At 46.9% G+C, this 17,876-nt stretch carries 20 protein-coding genes and 1 riboswitch; all 20 genes read left to right on the top strand.

The genetic code is table 11. The features are described from left to right. Nucleotides 1–12: 12 nt before the first annotated feature. The 20 genes from ACTWQL_RS08215 (at nt 13) to thiE (ending at nt 17,766) form a co-directional block, all read left to right on the top strand. Nucleotides 13–738, top strand: a complete 726-nt coding sequence (locus tag ACTWQL_RS08215; protein WP_443141965.1) for an ABC transporter permease — start codon at nt 13–15, stop codon at nt 736–738. Nucleotides 739–768: 30 nt separating this feature from the next. Continuing rightward, a complete protein-coding gene (locus ACTWQL_RS08210; protein WP_443141964.1) occupies nt 769–1,494 on the top strand; it encodes a response regulator transcription factor in 726 nt (241 codons plus the stop codon). A gap of 1 nt (nt 1,495) precedes the next feature. Continuing rightward, nucleotides 1,496–2,908: an ATP-binding protein gene (locus ACTWQL_RS08205; RefSeq protein ID WP_443141963.1), complete on the top strand. Its 1,413-nt coding sequence runs from the start codon at nt 1,496–1,498 to the stop codon at nt 2,906–2,908. 307 nt (nt 2,909–3,215) lie between these two features. Beyond that, nucleotides 3,216–4,001: a C40 family peptidase gene (locus ACTWQL_RS08200; RefSeq protein ID WP_443141962.1), complete on the top strand. Its 786-nt coding sequence runs from the start codon at nt 3,216–3,218 to the stop codon at nt 3,999–4,001. A gap of 283 nt (nt 4,002–4,284) precedes the next feature. Continuing rightward, nucleotides 4,285–4,638, top strand: coding sequence for a lmo0954 family membrane protein (locus ACTWQL_RS08195; protein WP_443141961.1), 354 nt, complete (start codon nt 4,285–4,287; stop codon nt 4,636–4,638). Between the two features lie 21 nt (nt 4,639–4,659). Beyond that, nucleotides 4,660–5,307, top strand: a complete 648-nt coding sequence (locus ACTWQL_RS08190) for a PspA/IM30 family protein (RefSeq protein ID WP_443141960.1) — start codon at nt 4,660–4,662, stop codon at nt 5,305–5,307. A gap of 668 nt (nt 5,308–5,975) precedes the next feature. After that, nucleotides 5,976–6,704 carry a cell wall-active antibiotics response protein LiaF gene (gene liaF, locus ACTWQL_RS08185; protein ID WP_443141959.1) on the top strand — a complete coding sequence of 243 codons (729 nt, stop codon included), beginning with the start codon at nt 5,976–5,978 and terminating at the stop codon, nt 6,702–6,704. Next, nucleotides 6,701–7,750 (top strand): sensor histidine kinase, encoded by a 1,050-nt coding sequence (locus ACTWQL_RS08180; RefSeq protein WP_443141958.1) that lies wholly within the window; start codon nt 6,701–6,703, stop codon nt 7,748–7,750. The genes liaF and ACTWQL_RS08180 overlap by 4 nt, the downstream gene beginning before the upstream one ends. After that, the gene (locus ACTWQL_RS08175; RefSeq protein ID WP_443141957.1) at nt 7,743–8,375 is read left to right on the top strand and encodes a response regulator; all 633 of its coding nucleotides are present in this window, start codon (nt 7,743–7,745) and stop codon (nt 8,373–8,375) included. Before ACTWQL_RS08180 ends, ACTWQL_RS08175 begins: the two co-directional genes overlap by 8 nt. Nucleotides 8,376–8,787: 412 nt before the next feature. Next, nucleotides 8,788–8,897, top strand: a riboswitch (TPP riboswitch). Nucleotides 8,898–9,009: 112 nt separating this feature from the next. Continuing rightward, on the top strand, nt 9,010–9,714 hold the full coding sequence (gene tenA / locus ACTWQL_RS08170) for a thiaminase II (RefSeq protein WP_443141956.1): 705 nt from the start codon (nt 9,010–9,012) through the stop codon (nt 9,712–9,714). After that, a complete protein-coding gene (locus ACTWQL_RS08165) occupies nt 9,711–10,292 on the top strand; it encodes an ECF transporter S component (protein ID WP_443141955.1) in 582 nt (193 codons plus the stop codon). The genes tenA and ACTWQL_RS08165 overlap by 4 nt, the downstream gene beginning before the upstream one ends. Before the next feature lie 5 nt (nt 10,293–10,297). Further along, nucleotides 10,298–11,743: an ABC transporter ATP-binding protein gene (locus ACTWQL_RS08160; RefSeq protein WP_443141954.1), complete on the top strand. Its 1,446-nt coding sequence runs from the start codon at nt 10,298–10,300 to the stop codon at nt 11,741–11,743. A gap of 5 nt (nt 11,744–11,748) precedes the next feature. Next, the gene (locus ACTWQL_RS08155) at nt 11,749–12,546 is read left to right on the top strand and encodes an energy-coupling factor transporter transmembrane component T family protein (RefSeq protein WP_443141953.1); all 798 of its coding nucleotides are present in this window, start codon (nt 11,749–11,751) and stop codon (nt 12,544–12,546) included. Between the two features lie 24 nt (nt 12,547–12,570). Then, nucleotides 12,571–13,200 carry a thiazole tautomerase TenI gene (tenI, locus tag ACTWQL_RS08150; protein WP_443141952.1) on the top strand — a complete coding sequence of 210 codons (630 nt, stop codon included), beginning with the start codon at nt 12,571–12,573 and terminating at the stop codon, nt 13,198–13,200. Continuing rightward, nucleotides 13,184–14,308 carry a glycine oxidase ThiO gene (thiO, locus tag ACTWQL_RS08145; RefSeq protein WP_443141951.1) on the top strand — a complete coding sequence of 375 codons (1,125 nt, stop codon included), beginning with the start codon at nt 13,184–13,186 and terminating at the stop codon, nt 14,306–14,308. The genes tenI and thiO overlap by 17 nt, the downstream gene beginning before the upstream one ends. A gap of 15 nt (nt 14,309–14,323) precedes the next feature. Next, complete coding sequence (thiS, locus tag ACTWQL_RS08140; protein ID WP_443141950.1) at nt 14,324–14,527, top strand: sulfur carrier protein ThiS; 204 nt, start codon at nt 14,324–14,326, stop codon at nt 14,525–14,527. A 1-nt stretch (nt 14,528) separates the two neighbouring features. Further along, nucleotides 14,529–15,296: a thiazole synthase gene (locus ACTWQL_RS08135; protein WP_443141949.1), complete on the top strand. Its 768-nt coding sequence runs from the start codon at nt 14,529–14,531 to the stop codon at nt 15,294–15,296. Beyond that, complete coding sequence (locus ACTWQL_RS08130) at nt 15,293–16,312, top strand: thiazole biosynthesis adenylyltransferase ThiF (protein WP_443141948.1); 1,020 nt, start codon at nt 15,293–15,295, stop codon at nt 16,310–16,312. Before ACTWQL_RS08135 ends, ACTWQL_RS08130 begins: the two co-directional genes overlap by 4 nt. Nucleotides 16,313–16,327: 15 nt before the next feature. Continuing rightward, nucleotides 16,328–17,137, top strand: a complete 810-nt coding sequence (thiD, locus tag ACTWQL_RS08125) for a bifunctional hydroxymethylpyrimidine kinase/phosphomethylpyrimidine kinase (RefSeq protein ID WP_443141947.1) — start codon at nt 16,328–16,330, stop codon at nt 17,135–17,137. Continuing rightward, a complete protein-coding gene (thiE, locus tag ACTWQL_RS08120; protein ID WP_443141946.1) occupies nt 17,134–17,766 on the top strand; it encodes a thiamine phosphate synthase in 633 nt (210 codons plus the stop codon). The genes thiD and thiE overlap by 4 nt, the downstream gene beginning before the upstream one ends. The last annotated feature ends 110 nt before the right edge of the window (nt 17,767–17,876 follow it).

Genomic DNA, 17,876 nt, shown 5'->3' with positions numbered 1-17,876 from the left:
GGAGGTAGAAGGATGTTAAAAGCCTTGCAAATCGAATTATTGAAAATGAAACGCTCAAAACTGTTGTTACTAGCAACCTTTCTTCCTCTGTTATCGATCTTACAGGGAAGGATGTTTGCTGCGCAATTCAAAGGTGAAGATGCGGATCTATGGAAGATGCTCTATATCGGAAGCATGTCACAGTTTTCCTCGTTGATGTTTCCGATCATGATTGCAGTGATCATCGCCATCATCGCTCGGGTTGAGCATCATAATGATGGGTGGAAACAATTGTTTTCGCTGCCGGTCAAACGGGAGAACGTTTATCTATCAAAACTAGTGACGGCTATGTTGCTGATCGTCTATAGTGCCTTGGTGTTCGGAGTGATGTTTTTGGTAGTCGGCCTTTCGCTGAATGCACCTGGAGAAATCCCGTTTGATCTGGTGTTCGGGAGATCGATGCTTGCGATTGTTGCTGCGCTTCCAATTATAGCAATCCAATTTTATATCAGTTTCCGGTTTTCACATATCGGTGTTCCGCTTGCTGTTGGAATCGGGCTGGCCTTGCCGTCGATGCTCATTGCCAATTCAGCTAAGTATTGGATCTATTATCCATGGACCTATCCAATCTACACTTCATTGGTAGATATGTTCGAAGCAGGAAATAAAGACGATATCATGTATGTGGTTTGCATCAGTACCTTTGTTTTGATCAATAGTGTCGGTTTACTGCAATTCCGGAAAAAAGATATTGTTTAGGGTGAACAATGACGAGATTAGGTGAATCATATGTTTAATGTGGACGGCCTTTCAGAAAAGAAGATCCTGCTCGTGGATGATGAAAAGGAAATTCTTGATCTTCTTGAAACGGTACTTATAAAAGAAGGATTTGAAACGATTTATAAAGCGTCGACAGGACTTGAAGGAATCCAGATCTGCAAAGAAAAACAACCGGATCTGATCGTTCTTGATATTATGCTGCCTGACATCGATGGACTCGAGGTCTGCCGGAGGATCAGGGAAATCACCGTCGTACCGATCATCTTTTTATCAGCAAAGACGGACGATGTCGATAAGCTGTTGGGGCTTGGAATCGGCGGCGATGATTATGTAACGAAACCGTTCAGCCCGAAGGAAGTCGCTTTCCGGATCAAGGTACAGTTCCGGCGCAACCAATACATGGGGAACAATGACCCCAAAAATGATGAAACAATCGAGTTCGGGGATATCGTCATCGATCCTCATCACGGCGAGGTAAAAAAGAAGGGAGAACCAGTGGTACTCACCGCAAAAGAGTATCAGCTGCTTCTATATCTGGCTCAAAATGCAAATCAGATCCTCAGCAAACGCCACATTTGTGAAAAGGTGTGGGGGGAGGATTATCTCGGTTATGACAATACGATCATGGTCCATATCCGACATTTGCGTCAAAAGCTCGAAGACGAACCCGGAAAACCAGCTTACATAAAAACCGTCAAGGGTCTCGGTTATAAGCTGTCGTCAAGAGGTACCTGATATGAAGTGGAGACTGACAAGCCGCTTCCTAACGGCAATTATCGTGACGATCATCCTTTCCTTCATCGGGTTCATGATCATTACGTTCTTCTTATTTTATGGCGGCACCCCAAAGCCTGATCAATTTTTGAGTGTGAATGCCCCTAGCATCACAATTGATTTTGCAGAGCATATCAACGTTAAAAATGATGAAATTACACTTGATGAGAACGGAAATGACGTATTACAGCAATACGGGAGCTGGATCCAGGTCCTTGATGAGAGTGGAGACGAGATCTTCAGCAAGTCCAAACCGGAGGATGCCCCAGAGCATTATACACCAGGTAAACTGATTTTTAATTATAAATACTCAGGAGCGATTGAAGGATTTACGATCTTTGTCGGGATTCTTGAAAAGGATGGACGAGAACTCAGCTACATCATGGGTTACCCGGTTGACGAAGTATCAAAGGCATCCCTTAATTTCAATCCGGACACCATTTTACGGGATATAAACAGGCTGCTTATTGGAACGATGGTTGTCGTGTTGATTTTTGCGATTTTAATCGGGTACCTTTCCAGTAAAAGGCTGGTCAAACCGATGCTGAAGGTGATCGATGGAATCGAGGGGCTAGCGCAGGGTACTTATACAAAAATGCAGACCAAAAAAGGTGTTTTCAAGGACGTCAACCGCAGCTTGAATGAGCTTTCTGACTCACTGCAATCCAATGAGCGGGAACGGGTGAAGACGGAGAGGATGCGTGAAGAATGGATCGCAAATATTACTCATGATCTGAAGACGCCGCTTTCATCAATCAAAGGCTATTCCGAGGTGCTCGTCGACCCTGACTACAAGATGACACAGGAAGAGCGCGAAAAGTATGTCGATATCATTCTCAATAAATCCAACTACATGGAGGAATTGATTGAAGACCTTAAGCTGACGTATCAATTGAAAAATGAGCTCGTCGCCATAGAACGAATAGATGAAAATCTCGTTGATGTTGTACGTGACACGGTCATCGATCTGCTCAATCATCCAGACCATGATCAAGCGAAGGTCGAATTTACATCCGATGAAGAAGTTGTTCCATTCCTTTGTGACAGAAAGCTGATACAGCGTGCGGTTTCCAACCTTTTATACAACGCGATTGTTCACAATCCTGAAGAGACTGAAATTGAGATGCGTATCAAATCGGGTCCGTTTGTCGAAATTACGGACAATGGAAAGGGAATCCCGAAACGTGAGCTAGAGAGGTTGTTTGATCGTTATTATCGCGGAACGAATACAAGCACAGTTCATAAAGGGTCCGGGCTCGGCATGGCCATCGCTAAACAGATTATTGAAGTCCATGAAGGAGAAATCAAGGTTGAAAGTGAATTGAACGTCGGGACGAAGGTGCGGTTGGATTTTACTGGTAAAACACTGCAATAAAACATCCACTTATCGTACAGATTTTAGAAAAAACCTGCATTTAAAGGAATATTTTAACGCTCATCAGACCCTTTTGATGGGTGTTTTTTTATGTTTGTAATTGGAGTTTGATTCTACGAAAACTTGAGGTGGAAGGGGTTTCATAGTTGGTTTATTTCGTGTAAACAGTTTCTTATGTCACCTTAATGTTCGTGCAACCTCATTACAGGGTTCGTCTGATAGACTAGGAATTGGTTTGAAAGACTCGTGTTTTTCAAACCGGTAGGGGCGCGCTTACTAAAACAAGAGTTCATTAAGGAGGAATTTAATGTTTACATCAAGATCGTCTGCAAGAAAGTATGTCATTTCATCAACTTTGGTTGCCTCACTGGCAGTCTCACCACTTTTAAGTGACGGTGTATTCGCGAATGCTGATTCCAAACCTGTTGAGGAAAGTGTTTCTAGTAATCAAGAAGACGTATCGGTCCTGGATAGAGGAGATCGTGGTGAAAATGTAGAGACGTTACAAACGGAATTGGACTCACTCGGATATTACTCGTATAACCTGGATGGCATTTTCGGACCTATAACAGAACAAGCAGTAAAGGATTTTCAAGCTGAACAAGGTCTTACTGTAGATGGTTTAGCAGGCCCAGAAACGCTGGACGCATTATCATCAACATCAGGAACATCAGAAAATTCCGTTGATCTTGAAACGAGTTCCGACGATTCAACTTCTGATGATCAGGCTTCAGAAACTGATGTTGTTTCAATCGCGGAAAGTCTGATTGGGACACCTTATGTTTGGGGAGGTACGACACCAGACGGTTTTGATAGCAGTGGCTTCATCCAGTATGTCTTTGGAGAAGTTGGCGTTGATTTAGAAAGAAAAGAAAGCGACATGTGGAAATATGATGGAGAGCAAGTAGATTCTCCAGAAGTCGGAGATGTTGTCTTTTTCGAAGGAACGTATGATACAGAAGGAGCTTCGCACAGCGGAATTTACATTGGCGACAATAAGATGATCCATGCCGGATCTGACGGTGTAGAAGTGACAGACCTGACAATCGATTATTGGCAAGACCATTATTTGGGAGTTAAATCTTTTAAATAGAGAATACTTTGAGCCAGGGTGTGATGCCCTGGCTTTTCCATTTGCATAGGGAACGAGCTTACCACTTTTTTCGGTAGGCTTTTTTGCATTTAAAGAAAGTATGCAGCTATGGCTCAGCCAACGCACAAGGATTGACTGAAACAAGTTTTCTTTATGCTGATAAACGAAAATCCGGCAGCCAACTACGTCTCAGGTCTTAGTAAAAGTTAAAGCTCAGGCTCCTTATAGAAAAACAGGATTCTAGATACGATAGAGACAAGAAAAGAAGGAGGGAAAGAAAACGATGAAAAAACTAGGACTATTCATTCTAGGTGCAATTGCGGCGATCGTCCTAATTGCAAACCTCGGGCCAATGATCGGGCTAGCACTGAGCCTCGTCATCGGGTATTACGCGGTGAAACAATTTACGAAGACTGATGAGACATCAAAGAAAATCTTCTGGGCAGCAGTCGGGATCATCGCACTTTGTATCGCAGTCGCAAACGTGCCTGCAATCTTAGGAGTTGTTGCCCTGTACATCTTATATATTGTGTACAAGGAATGGAATAAGAAAGACGACGTCACTGGAAAAATTGAAAAAGAAGACGATCCGTTCACGAACTTTGAGCGTGAGTGGGCAGAATTTAATCGAAACTAATTTAAAGGAGCGAATTGAACGATGGCTAAACTTTTTAGAAGATTGAAAGAGACGATTGAAGCGGATTTTCACGAGATTCTGGACGAAAAAGAACGCAAGAACCCGATCAGTGTACTTAATCAGTACCTGCGCGAATGCGAAAAGGAAGTTGAAAAAGTACGAAAGCTAGTCGAACGGCAATACTTGTTAAGTGAGGAGTTCACTCGCGAATACGAGAAAGCGGCTGAACTAGCTGAAAAAAGGAAGCATCAAGCGGAAATCGCTTTGAAGGCAAATGAAGAAGAGCTTCATAATTTCGCGTCTCAAGAACAAGCGCAATACAGTGAGCGAGCAGAGCGTCTAAAGGCTTCGAAAGAAAACGCGGTGAAACAGCTTGAAGAACTTGAGCAGAAATACGAAGTGATGCAGCACAAGCTGAAGGACATGTACATCAAACGTATGGAGTTGATGGGACGCGAAAACATCACGCGAGCACACCACCGTATGGATAAAGTCGTCTCATCCAACGAATTCTCAAGCAAGTCCTTCTCCCGTTTCGGTGAAATCGAGCAATACCTTGACCGTCTGGAACACCAGGTGAACTCAAGTTATCACCGTCACACGATTGATGCACGAATCGCACAATTGGAAAAAGAAATGCAAAAAGAGGAAAAGCATTCTACCGTTTAAGCAAAAAATGGTATGCTATAAGGGATGAGTCGGAAAGGCGTAGTAACCCTGCGCCTTTTTCTATAATGAGGTTCATAAACCCGGGCTTCTGTGCCTGGAAATTGGCCTTATGCTTTCTTGAGAGGTACTTTTTCGCAATAATAAATAATATTTGAAAACTTTTCGGATGAAAAGTTCACATCATGAAAATAAAATTGACAGCTTGCCTAAAGCGCAAGACAAGGCTGAGTGATCCGCCGCATATCCTTCAAAGTAAATTGACAGTGTAGAAGCAAGGAGGTCGCGGAAGCGAAGTTCGGGAGGAACGGAGCGTAGTTCGCCCTACGTGAGTACCGGACGAACAAGACTGACAAAGAGATCCACCGCATATCCTTCAAAGTAAATTGACAGTGTAGAAGCAAGCAGGTCGCGGAAGTGAAGTTCGGGAAGAACGGAGCGTAATTCGCCCTACGTGAGTACCGGACGAACGAGACTGACAAAGAGATCCGCCGCATATCCTTCAAAGTAAATTGACAGTGTAGAAGCAAGGAGGTCGCGGAAGTGAAGTTCGGGAGGAACGGAGCGTAATTCGCCCTACGTAAGTACCGGACGAACGAGACTGACAAAGAGATCCGCCGCTTATCCACTGTCAAACTGGCTGTCAAAACAGAAAGGGGCCCAAAACATAAATGAAAACAAAAACAGATAAAATGAGCTGGTTATTGTTAATCGGGGTCATTCTTTTATTGTTGGAAATCTCTTTTCATGGCATGGGTCCCATTTTCTTTTTAATCCTTACCGCTGGTTGTATTTATGTCGGGCGGAAAAAATACTATATGACGATTGGGAAGTTGTTGTTCTGGTTTGGGGTCATCGCTTTTACCTTGACGATCCTGAATACGATGGCCTTCAAATTTCTTCTTATCGCGCTCTTGATCTATGCAGTCATCCGTTTTGCCCAGTCGAAGCAGGATCCAGCGCATATCAAGCCTGATATCAACGAGTCGATGACCGTCTCGAGTGATCAGGAGATGTATAAACGCAAGAATTTATTAGAAAACAACCTTTTCGGAAGACAGCAAACGCCAGAACATGCATATGAATGGAACGATGTGAATATTCAGTGCGGAATCGGCGATACGGTGATCGACCTTGGGAATACTGTGCTGCCAAAGGGCGAATCGACGATCGTCATCCGAAATCTTGTTGGGAATATCAAGGTTCTTGTCCCATATGAAATTGATGTAAGTGTTGCCCATTCTGTCATCGTCGGAACGAGCCGTATTTTTGAGCACTATGAACCGAAAATGTTCAACCAATGTCTGTCTTACCAATCTGCAGGGTATGATCAATCACATCATAAGGTAAAAATCATCACGTCAATGGTCATAGGAGATCTTGAGGTGAAGCGGACATGAACATCATCCAACGGCAGATCCTGCTTGGCTTAGCGATCTCGTTTACACTGCTCATTTTCATGGTCGGTGTGTTTTTCTTCGCTTTTCCATTGAATGATTGGTCACTCTTGTGGTCCCGTAAAATAGTGGATTTACCGTTCATCTTGTTCGCGACCTTTGCGAGTATTTTAATCGGACTCGTTTTCGGTTTCAGTTCAGGTATGTACTGGCGGAAGCAGCTGGATCAAGTTGAAACCGGGCTTTCGCAAATCGGACAAGGACGACCAGTTGAGGTAGCGAATGGCAAAACAAAAACGCAAGAATTTGAGGAAATCTGGTCACAGCTGGAAAAAGTGCAGCAGCATATTTCAGAGCAGACGAAGCTTTCGCAAAAGCTTGCCAATGAAAAAGCGGAGGATCAGGAGAAGCGGATCCAGAAGGTTGTTTCAGAGGAACGAAACCGACTGGCTCGGGAGCTTCATGATTCCGTCAGCCAGCAGCTTTTTGCGGCATCGATGCTGATGTCCGCGGTGAATGAATCGAATGAGGAAACGGATACAGGAGAACGGAAGCAGTTGAAGCTCGTCGAAGAAATGATCCATCAATCGCAGCTTGAAATGAGAGCGCTTCTTTTACACTTACGACCGGTAGCATTGAAAGGCAAAACGCTTGAAGAAGGAATCAAGGAATTGCTTGTTGAGCTGTCACAGAAAGTACCGCTTGAAATTGATTGGAAGCTTGAACCGATCTCTTTGAAAAAAGGGGTGGAGGACCACTTGTTCCGGATTTTACAGGAATCGGTGTCGAATACATTGCGTCACGCGAAGGCGAATGTTCTGGAAGTCATTTGCATAGAACGGGAAGGTACGGTTTTGATGCGTGTCGTCGACGATGGCGTCGGTTTTGATGTTGAAACGAACAAAGCGGGCTCTTACGGCCTGCAGAATATGCATGAGCGTGCCCTCGAGCTGGGCGGGACGTTGAAAATCATCAGCGTGCCGAACAAAGGGACACGTCTGGAAGTAAGGATACCTGTCATTCGAGAGGGGGAGAAAAAAGATGATTAGAGTGTTATTTGCAGATGATCATGAAATGGTGCGGATCGGTGTGTCGGCGTATCTGTCGAATCAACCGGATATCGAAGTTGTCGGTGAAGCAGGGGATGGCGGCGAAGCGGTCGAACTTGCCCTGGACCTGCGTCCTGATGTGATATTGATGGACCTTGTAATGAAAGAGATGGATGGGATTGAAGCAACGAAACGGATTATCGACAAATGGCCGGAAGCGAAAATCATCATCGTGACGAGTTTTCTTGATGATGAGAAGGTGTATCCAGCATTAGAGAGCGGTGCGACGAGCTATATGTTGAAAACCTCGAAGGCAAGCACGATTGCGGATGCGGTCCGGGCTACTTATCGTGGCGAGATGGTCTTGGAGCCTGAAGTGACGGGAAAAATGATGACGAAGATGCGACGCGGCAACGCCCGGCCTCTACATGAAGATTTGACGAATCGCGAGATAGAGATTTTGATGCTGATGACAGAAGGGAAGACGAACCAGGAGATCGCTGATGAACTTGTAATCGCCTTGAAGACTGTAAAAACCCACGTCAGCAATATCCTCGACAAACTCGAAGTCCAGGATCGGACACAAGCTGTCATCTATGCCTTTAAAAATTCGCTCGTAAAATGAAAGAGATCTGCTCGTGATGTGAGCGGGTCTTTTTTGCATTTGAAGAAAGGTATAAATACTTTCTTCAATATAAGGGCAACTAAGGCTCAGCCTACGCTAAAGCTTGCTTTTCCAAGTTTTCTTTATGTAAAAAGTAACCTTTGGCCGGATTAATGCTCCAACCCGCCGGATTATCCTTGAAAGTGGCCGGATTATGGCAAGAATCCGCCGGAAAACACATCAGACCCGCCGGATTACCACCCGGATCGGCCGGATTAATCCTCATGCCCATCGCACTAATAGAACAGATCTGCCCCCAATTACCAATAGCTGAAAAAATCGCTCTCGAGCGATTTTACCGATTAAAAGCTTAATAAATCATTTGACTTTTCAGCTATTCGTGTTACGATTACATCGAAAATAACTATATAAGACGATCCACTAGGGGGGCCTTCTCGTAAAGGCTGAGATTAAAGTGTAGCTTTAAGACCCTTGGAACCTGATCTGGTTTATACCAGCGTAGGGAAGTGGTGGTTAGGGTTACATAACGACTATGTGCCGATTCTATCAATTAACCAACCACTTTCTTTTCACAAAGAAAGTGGTTTTTTATATGGCAGGGTCGTGGGTCGTCTGGAAAAGGAGAGGAAGAAACATGTCTTTTTCAACGCACGTAAGGGAAGCAGCAGATCCGATTTGGGAGGCGAGCTTCAAGCATCCATTCGTCACAGGTATTGCGGATGGTTCGCTGCCGCTCGAGAACTTTCGCTACTACGTTCTCCAGGACGCCTACTACCTGTTCCACTTTGCAAGGGTTCAATCGTTAGGTGCCTCAAAGTCACCGGACATTGAAACGACGGCGAACATGGCCTCACATGCAAAAGGAACGTATGAAGCGGAGTTATCCTTGCACGAGAATTTTTCAAAACGTCTCGGCATCACGGATGAGGAACGTGCTAATTTCAAGCCAGCCCCGACAGCTTATGCGTACACTTCACATATGTACCGGGCAGCGCAGTTCGGTCATCTCGGAGATATCATCGCGGCGATTTTACCGTGTTATTGGCTCTATTATGAAATCGGCGAACGCTTAAAAGGCTTCACACCTGAAGAGCCCATTTACCAGGAGTGGATTGCCGCATATGGCGGGGAATGGTTCCACGAACTTGTCGCAGAACAGATCAACAGGCTTGACCAGATTGCTGAAAACGTGACAGAACAAGACCGTGAACGGATGAAGGAGCATTTCATCATCAGCAGCCAATATGAACTTGAGTTTTGGGAAATGGCGTACACATTGCAGAAGTGGCCGTTCGAGATCCAGCCCCGAGCTACAACAGGAAAGGGTGCGACCTCATGAACAAAGGACTGAAACTGACAGATATCCTCGTCACGATCGTCATCGCAATCGGTTTCGGAATCGTGTATAAGTTGTGGGGACCGCTTTATTATTTCGTAAAACCATTCGGCCTCCACTTCGATCAATTGATCTACGGAATGTGGTTCATGGCTGCGACCGTCGCCTATCTCATCATTCGAAAAGCGGGTGTCGCATTTCTTGCAGAAGTCGCTGCCGCATCCGGTGAGTTCTTAGTCGGATCAGAATGGGGCTTGGAAGTGCTTTTGTTCGGAGTCGTCCAAGGGTTGTTCGCGGAACTCGTCTTCATGGCGTTCCGGTACAAGCGTTATGACATCGCCGTCGTAAGTCTTGCGGCAGTCGGTTCAGCGGTCGGTTCGATCATCATGGATTACTACAAAGGCTATATCGGGGATCTCGCATTGTGGAATCTCAGCCTGTTCCTCGGTTTCCGAATCATCGGATCGATTCTGATTGCCGGTGTTGCTGCGTATTATCTTGTAAAAGCTTTGGAGAAAACAGGTGTCACGAACCTTGTGCGGCCGGCATCCCAACAAGATCACGATGCACTCGATCAGTAAGGGGGGTGAGTCCGATGCTCGAAGTTGAAAACCTTAGACTGAAGTTTCCAGGTGACGAACGATTGCTTTTCAAAGACTTATCGATTCAGATTGAAAAAGGTGAAAAAGTGCTGCTGCTCGGACCGTCGGGCTGTGGGAAATCAACGCTGCTTCAAGTTTTGTCAGGGCTCATCCCGCAATCGATTGAAGTTCCGATGAAAGCGGAAAAGATCCAACCACCTGAATCCTGGGGCTATGTGTTCCAGGATCCGGACTCGCAATTTTGCATGCCTTACGTCGATGAGGAACTCGCTTTCGTATTGGAAAACCTGCAGATACCGCGTGAAGAGATGCCTGAAAAGATCACCTCCCTTTTAAAAGCGGTGGGATTGGACCTGGCAGATCCTCATACACCTATCCAAACACTGTCAGGCGGGATGAAGCAGCGGCTTGCAATTGCATCTGTCCTTGCACTTGAGCCGGAGGTGCTGTTTCTTGATGAACCGACAGCATTACTCGATCCGCAAGGGACAGAAGAGATCTGGGAGACGGTCAAAAGGATCAGTGACGACAAAACCCTCGTCATCGTGGAACACAAGATCGACCATGTGTTGGACCAGGTTGAGCGGATCATCCTGTTCAATGAACATGGCGAGATCATTGTAGACGGCCTCAAGGATTGGGTGTTAAGGAACTATCGGGAAACGATGAAGGAGCAGGGTATCTGGTATCCAGGAGTCTGGCAGGATTATTTGCAGAATCGGTCCGTAAAACGAACACTGGATCCAGCACAGGAAACCGTAATCGAGCTCAACAATTTTTCTGGTTATCGGAAAAAGAAACCCCTGATCACAGTCGAAGAGGCGGCGGTCCGAACCGGTGAGTGGATTGCAATTGTCGGTGAAAACGGAGCGGGCAAGTCAACGCTGTTGCACGCGCTTATGCAGTTCATCAAGACGACAGGACATTATGAAATCAACGGTGAGACGATCAAAAACGGGAAACGTATAACAGATCATTTGACCTTCGTTTTTCAAAATCCGGAGTTCCAGTTCGTCACCAATTCGGTGTATGAAGAAATCGCTTATGGGTTACGGCTGGAAAGGCTAGAGGAGCAGGCAATTGAAGAAAGAGTGCTGGAGGTGCTTGAGCGGTTCCGGCTCGGCGATTATCAAAATCACCATCCGTATCATCTGTCGATGGGACAGAAGCGCAGGCTGAGTGTCGCGGCATCGATTGTTCAGAGCCAGCCGGTTTTACTTTTGGATGAACCGACATTCGGTCAGGATTCGAAAAATACGTTTGCGTTGTTGGAAATGCTTGAAGCTTTTCAGCAAGCTGGCGTCACGATCCTCATGGTGACGCACGACCGCCATATCGTCGAGTATTTCGCGACCCGGGTCTGGACAATTGAAAGCGGTTTATTGGTGAGAGACGAACAAATCCAGATAAAAGAGCCTGTACATGCATAGGAGGGATGACGATGGATTTCGACTTTAAGGAAACCTGGCTTCATAAGATCAATCCGACGTTGAAGCTGTTCACGATGATTGTCCTTTTCATATTCGTCCTTTTTGTGCACCAGCTCAATTGGCTGATCAATTTGACACTTGGGGCGTTCATTCTGTTCTGGTTCTTTTCCGGTCATCCTAAAAAGCGGCTCAGCCTTCTGATGATACCGTTCGTAATCATCTTCATTTCAACCACATCTTCGATGATCCTTTTCGGAAAAGGGGAGACGACCTGGCTGAAATGGGGGCTGATCCATGTGACGGAAGAGAGCTTTTACCGGGGGCTTCATCTCGGCTTCAGGGCAATGATTTTCGCTGTGTTGGGGTTGACGTTTGCGCTTACGACACGACCCGTCAACTTGTTCTATTCGTTGATGCAACAGGTGAAATTGAATCCGAAATATGCGTACAGCTTCATGGCTGGGCTCCGACTGATTCCGATCATGATCGAAGAATTTCTGACGATCCGTAATGCGATGAAAGTCAGAGGAGTCGAGCAGCAACGGGGCCTTCGAGCGCTTTATTTTAAAATCAAATCCTACTCGATTCCGCTGTTGTCCCAGAGCATTCGGAGAGCACACAGGATTGCCGTCGCAATGGAAGCGAAGCGTTTTACCGGAATGAGAGAGCGGACCTATTACTACAAACTCGGATTCTCGTTCAACGACGGCGTCTTCATTATGTACCTGGGTGTTTTGATTCTAGGTAGCTATTATCTGTCGACCGTCTGGCCACTCTTCCCGGTCGGGGATGTCCGTTACTAGATTTGAAGAAAGGTGGGGAAGCTCTTGAAACCGGAATTGCACGTCCTATCAACCGGCAGTCAGCCAATCGAGACAATTTCAGAGATTGCCGGTGCCATCCATGCTCATATCGATTTCATCCATATCCGTGAGAAAACGTGGACAGCAAAGGATTATGTAAAAGCAATCGAGCAGATGACCGAAAACGGCGTACCGCTGGAAAAGATCATCGTGAATGACCGGGTTGATGTCGCGGTGGCGATGAAAGCAGGAGGTGTCCAGCTGGCGCATCATAGTTTGGAAGTTGCAAGAGTAAGAGAGTCGTTTCCACTAGTGAAAATCGGTTGCTCGGTCCATTCCGTTGAAGAAGCGGTCAAAGCCCAGGAAGCTGGAGCGGATTACGTCATCTACGGACATATCTTTGAAACAGCCTCAAAGCCTGGCCTCGAGCCGAGAGGATTGAAACAGTTAGACGTACTGTGCAGGGAAGCGGATCTGCCCGTCATTGCAATCGGAGGAATCAAGCCTGAGAACACGGCGGAAGTGCTCGAAGCTGGTGCTGCCGGTGTCGCTGTCATGTCAGGTGTATTAAATGCAGAAGATCCACTTGAAGCCGTGAAGATGTACAGGGGAAAAATGCATGTAAAGGAGGAGGAAAATGCAACCTCATTATGATGTGATTGTCGTAGGCGCCGGTGTCATCGGTTGCTCGATCGCGTACCATCTGGCGAAAGGCGGGAAATCGGTGCTCGTTTTGGAGAAGGGGGCGATTGCAGGGAAAGCATCGAGTGCTGCAGCTGGCATGCTCGGTGCCCAGACGGAGCTTGAGGAGGACAGTCCATTGTTCCAGCTCGCAAAAGCAAGCCGGGCGATGTTTCCAGAGCTCGCGGCCGACCTGAAAAACCTCACAGGCATCGATATCGGATATGAGCAAAACGGAATCTATAAGGTTGCCCGGACCGAGGGGCAAGTGGAACGATACAAGTCGCTTGTTCAAGCACAACAGCAGTTAGGAGAGGAATCGCAATGGATTTCAGCCGCCGAGCTGCAAACGAGAGAGCCCGCTTTGATAAAAGAAGTTTACGGCGCGATGTTCATTCCGAACGACGGGCAAGTGTCGGCTCCAGATTTGACGAAAGCTCTCGCACAAGCTGCGGTCACATTCGGCGCTACCATCAAGGTATATACCGAGGTGCATCGATTTGTAAAAGAGGAGGGCGAATTCAAAGGTGTCGAGACGAGTACAGGGTTGTTCAGTGCAGATGATGTAGTTGTAGCCGGCGGAGCCTGGAGCGAGCAGCTGCTGAAGGGGGCAGGTGTGGAGATCGAAACCTATCCTGTCAAAGGGGAATGCTTTTCAGTGAAAACAGGTAAGCGCCTGATCACTGGGACTGTATTTTCAGATGATTGCTACATCGTGCCGAAAGCAGGCGGACGCTTGATCATCGGTGCGACCGAGAGACCAGGTTCCTTCGAAGAAACGGTGACTGTGGAAGGGATCGCTCGATTGATGGAAGCGGCAACCCGAACCCTTCCTGCATTGCAAGACGCTGAATGGGAATCAGCCTGGGCCGGGATTCGTCCACAAACGAAGGATGCGTTGCCTTACCTGGGCGTCCATCCGGAGTGCAAACATTTATTTGTGGCTACTGGTCACTATCGTAATGGCATTTTATTGGCGCCGATTACAGGGAAGCTGATGGCAGATTTGATTGACGGAAAAGAAATCGGGACAGCCTGGCGTTCAGCTTTTCACGTGAACCGGTCAGCCATTAAGGCGTAAGGGGAGTTGAGAAACATGCAATTACAGATCAATGGTGAGATGGTCACTGTACCGGACAGTGTTCAGCACATTTCGGACCTCATTGAACATTTCAAGTTGGAAAAACGCGTGTTGATGATCGAACACAACGAGTCGATCCTTGAAAAAAACCACCATCCGAAAACCGAACTGACGGATGGAGACAAAATCGAGATTGTACAATTCGTAGGAGGCGGTTGATATGTTGAAAATCGGAAACAATTCATTCCAATCAAGGTTGTTGCTGGGGACGGGAAAATACCCGAACTTTGATGTGCAAAAACAAGCGGTGGAAGTATCTGAGACAGAAATCCTGACGTTCACGGTTCGCCGGATGAACATCTTCGAACCGAGCCAGCCCAATTTTTTAGATAAACTCGATCTGAAAAAGTATACATTGCTTCCGAATACAGCTGGTGCTAAGACAGCTGAAGAGGCGGTGCGTCATGCGAAGCTTGCAAAAGCATCAGGGCTTTGTGACATGGTCAAGGTCGAAGTGATCGGCTGTGACAAGACGTTGCTCCCGGATCCCGTGGAGACATTGAAGGCGACAGAAGAGTTGTTGAAGGAAGGTTTTACGGTACTGCCTTACACCTCAGATGATGTCGTTCTGGCGAGAAAGCTTGAAGAGCTTGGTGCGCATGCAATCATGCCGGGGGCTTCTCCAATCGGATCAGGTCAGGGAATCATCAATCCGTTGAACTTGAGTTTCATTATCGAGCAATCGAACGTTCCTGTGATCGTCGACGCTGGAATCGGTTCCCCGGCTGATACGGCTTATGCGATGGAACTCGGAGCAGATGGTGTACTTTTGAACACGGCTGTTTCTGCGGCTGAGGATCCCGTGAAAATGGCGGAAGCGATGAAGCTTGCGATTGAGGCTGGCAGGCTCGGGTATGAAGCTGGTCGAATCCCGAAAAAGCGTTATGCGACAGCGAGCAGTCCTGCGGAAGGAATGAGCATCGGTTGAGTGACCGTTATTCAAGGCAAACATTGTTCGCGCCGATCGGAGAGGCAGGACAGCAGAGGATCCGCCAGAAACATGTGTTGATCATCGGTGCAGGGGCACTTGGGACTGGAAATGCTGAAGCCCTTGCCCGTGCGGGTGTTAGCAAACTGACGATCGTTGACCGCGATTATGTCGAGTGGAGCAATTTACAGCGTCAGCAGCTTTATGGTGAAAAGGATGCCGCAGAACGGTTGCCGAAAGCGATCGCTGCTAAATCCCGCCTTGAAATGATCAATTCCGACGTCGAGATCGAGGCTCATATTTTAGACGCGACCCCTCAGGAATTAGAAGTACTCATTACGGGCGTGGACCTCATTTTGGATGCGACAGACAATTTTGACACACGGATGATGATCAACGATATTTCGCAAAAATACCGCGTGCCGTGGATTTACGGGGCATGCGTCGGGAGCTATGGAATCAGTTTTACGATTCTTCCTGGGGAGACGCCTTGCTTGAATTGTTTGTTGGAATCAGTGCCGATCGGCGGTTTGACGTGTGACACCGCGGGCATCATCAGTCCAGCCGTCCAGATGGTCGTTGCGTATCAAACAGCAGAAGCGTTGAAGATTTTAGTGGAAGACTGGTCATCCGTACGGCATAAACTCGTATCGTTTGATGTTTGGACAAACCAGCATACGGCAATAAACGTGTTAAAAGCAAAAAAAGAAGGATGTCTCTCCTGTGGCGATGAGCCAACCTATCCACACCTTGCATTTGAGAATCAGACGAAGACAGCAGTGCTATGCGGCAGGGATTCGGTACAGATCAGACCACCGAATCGTCAAAAACGTGACCTTACAGCGATGAAAGAACTATTGGAGAACAAAGGCGGGACGGTTGAGGAGAATCCGTACCTTCTTTCATTTACTGTGGATGGCCGCAGACTGGTTTTATTCAAGGATGGACGGGCGTTGATCCATGGGACAAAGGACATTGCGGAAGCAAAGACACTTTACCATAGGTATTTCGGATAGATGGGGGTGAAAAAAATGGTTTATAAAACATTAACGATTGCCGGCTCTGACAGTGGCGGCGGGGCCGGGATCCAGGCGGATTTGAAGACATTCCAGGAGCTTGGTGTCTATGGGATGTCCGTCATTACTGCCGTTACTGCTCAAAACACATTAGGTGTCCAGGGCGTTTACCCGATACCAGTTGAATCCGTCGAAAAACAGATCAATTCGATAGCGGATGACCTCTCACCTCATGCGTTGAAAACAGGGATGCTTTTTAGTGCGGAAATCATAAAAAAAGTGGGTGAGCTAGTGGAGGCTAATTCCTGGATTCAGCTTGTCGTTGATCCGGTCATGGTCGCCAAAGGAGGCTCACGGCTCTTACAGGAAGAAGCTGTAGAAGCGATGAAGGAACATCTGATTTCGCGTGCATATGTGGTTACGCCGAATATCCCAGAGGCGGAAGTTTTGACTAGCCTCGACATTCGTACCGAAGAAGACCGGAAAGCTGCCGCAAAAGAACTTTATCAGATGGGCGCGATGAATGTGGTCATCAAAGGCGGCCATTCAGAGGATGAAAGCTATGCGGTCGATCTTTTATACGATGGCCAGGAATTCCATGAGTTCAAGAGTCCGAGGATCGACACAGACCACACGCACGGAACAGGATGTACCTTCGCCGCAGCGGTTACAGCAGAACTGGCTAAAGGGCATTCTGTCAAAGACGCCATTCATACAGCTAAGCTTTTCATTACTGCAGCGATCTATAATGAGCTGAAAATCGGTTCTGGTAAAGGTCCGACGAATCATTGGGCGTACAAGCAATTTGGAGTTGAAGTGAAATGAATTTGAGAGAGTTGCTGAAGCTTTATTTTATAATGGGAAGTCCGAACTGCAATCGAGATCCGCGCGATGTTTTACGTGGAGCGATTGACGGAGGCGTTACCCTTTTCCAGTTTCGTGAAAAAGGGGAAGGCGCTCTTACAGGTGATGCAAAACGTGAATTTGCCATGGAATTGCACGAAATTTGCAGGAAAGCAGGTGTCCCTTTCATCGTCAATGATGATGTCGCGTTAGCGCTCGAAATCGGTGCCGACGGCGTGCATGTCGGACAAGAGGATGAAACGATCGAGGTTGTCCGTAAAAAAATCGGCTCGAAAATTCTCGGTGTTTCCGCGCATGACGTAGAGGAAGCGAGGGATGCTGTGGTCAAAGGAGCAGACTATATCGGCGTAGGGCCAATGTTTGCGACTAAAACGAAAGCAGATGCCCGTGAGGTTCGAGGTCCTGAAATGATCGAAAGGATACGGGAAGCCGGAATCACCCTGCCGATTGTCGGGATCGGGGGCATCCAGGCGTCGAATGCAGGTGAAGTAATGTCCGCAGGTGCGGATGGTGTATCTGTCATTTCGGCGATCAGCCAGGCAGAGGATCCAAAGCGCGCCGCCAGAGAGTTTATCGGAACGGTTTTGTAGATAAATCCTTGTTTTTGTAGATATTTTCTTATTTTTGTAGATAAAATCGGATTTTTGTAGATATTTTCATTCCTGAAAAGTACCAATAAGCTGAACGGAACCAGCCACTC

The sequence above is a fragment of the Pseudalkalibacillus sp. R45 genome (assembly GCF_052246725.1).
In the GTDB taxonomy this organism is placed as follows: domain Bacteria; phylum Bacillota; class Bacilli; order Bacillales; family Fictibacillaceae; genus Pseudalkalibacillus.
Note: the sequence above shows the minus strand (reverse complement) of the source record. Positions and strands in the feature narration are given on the sequence as shown.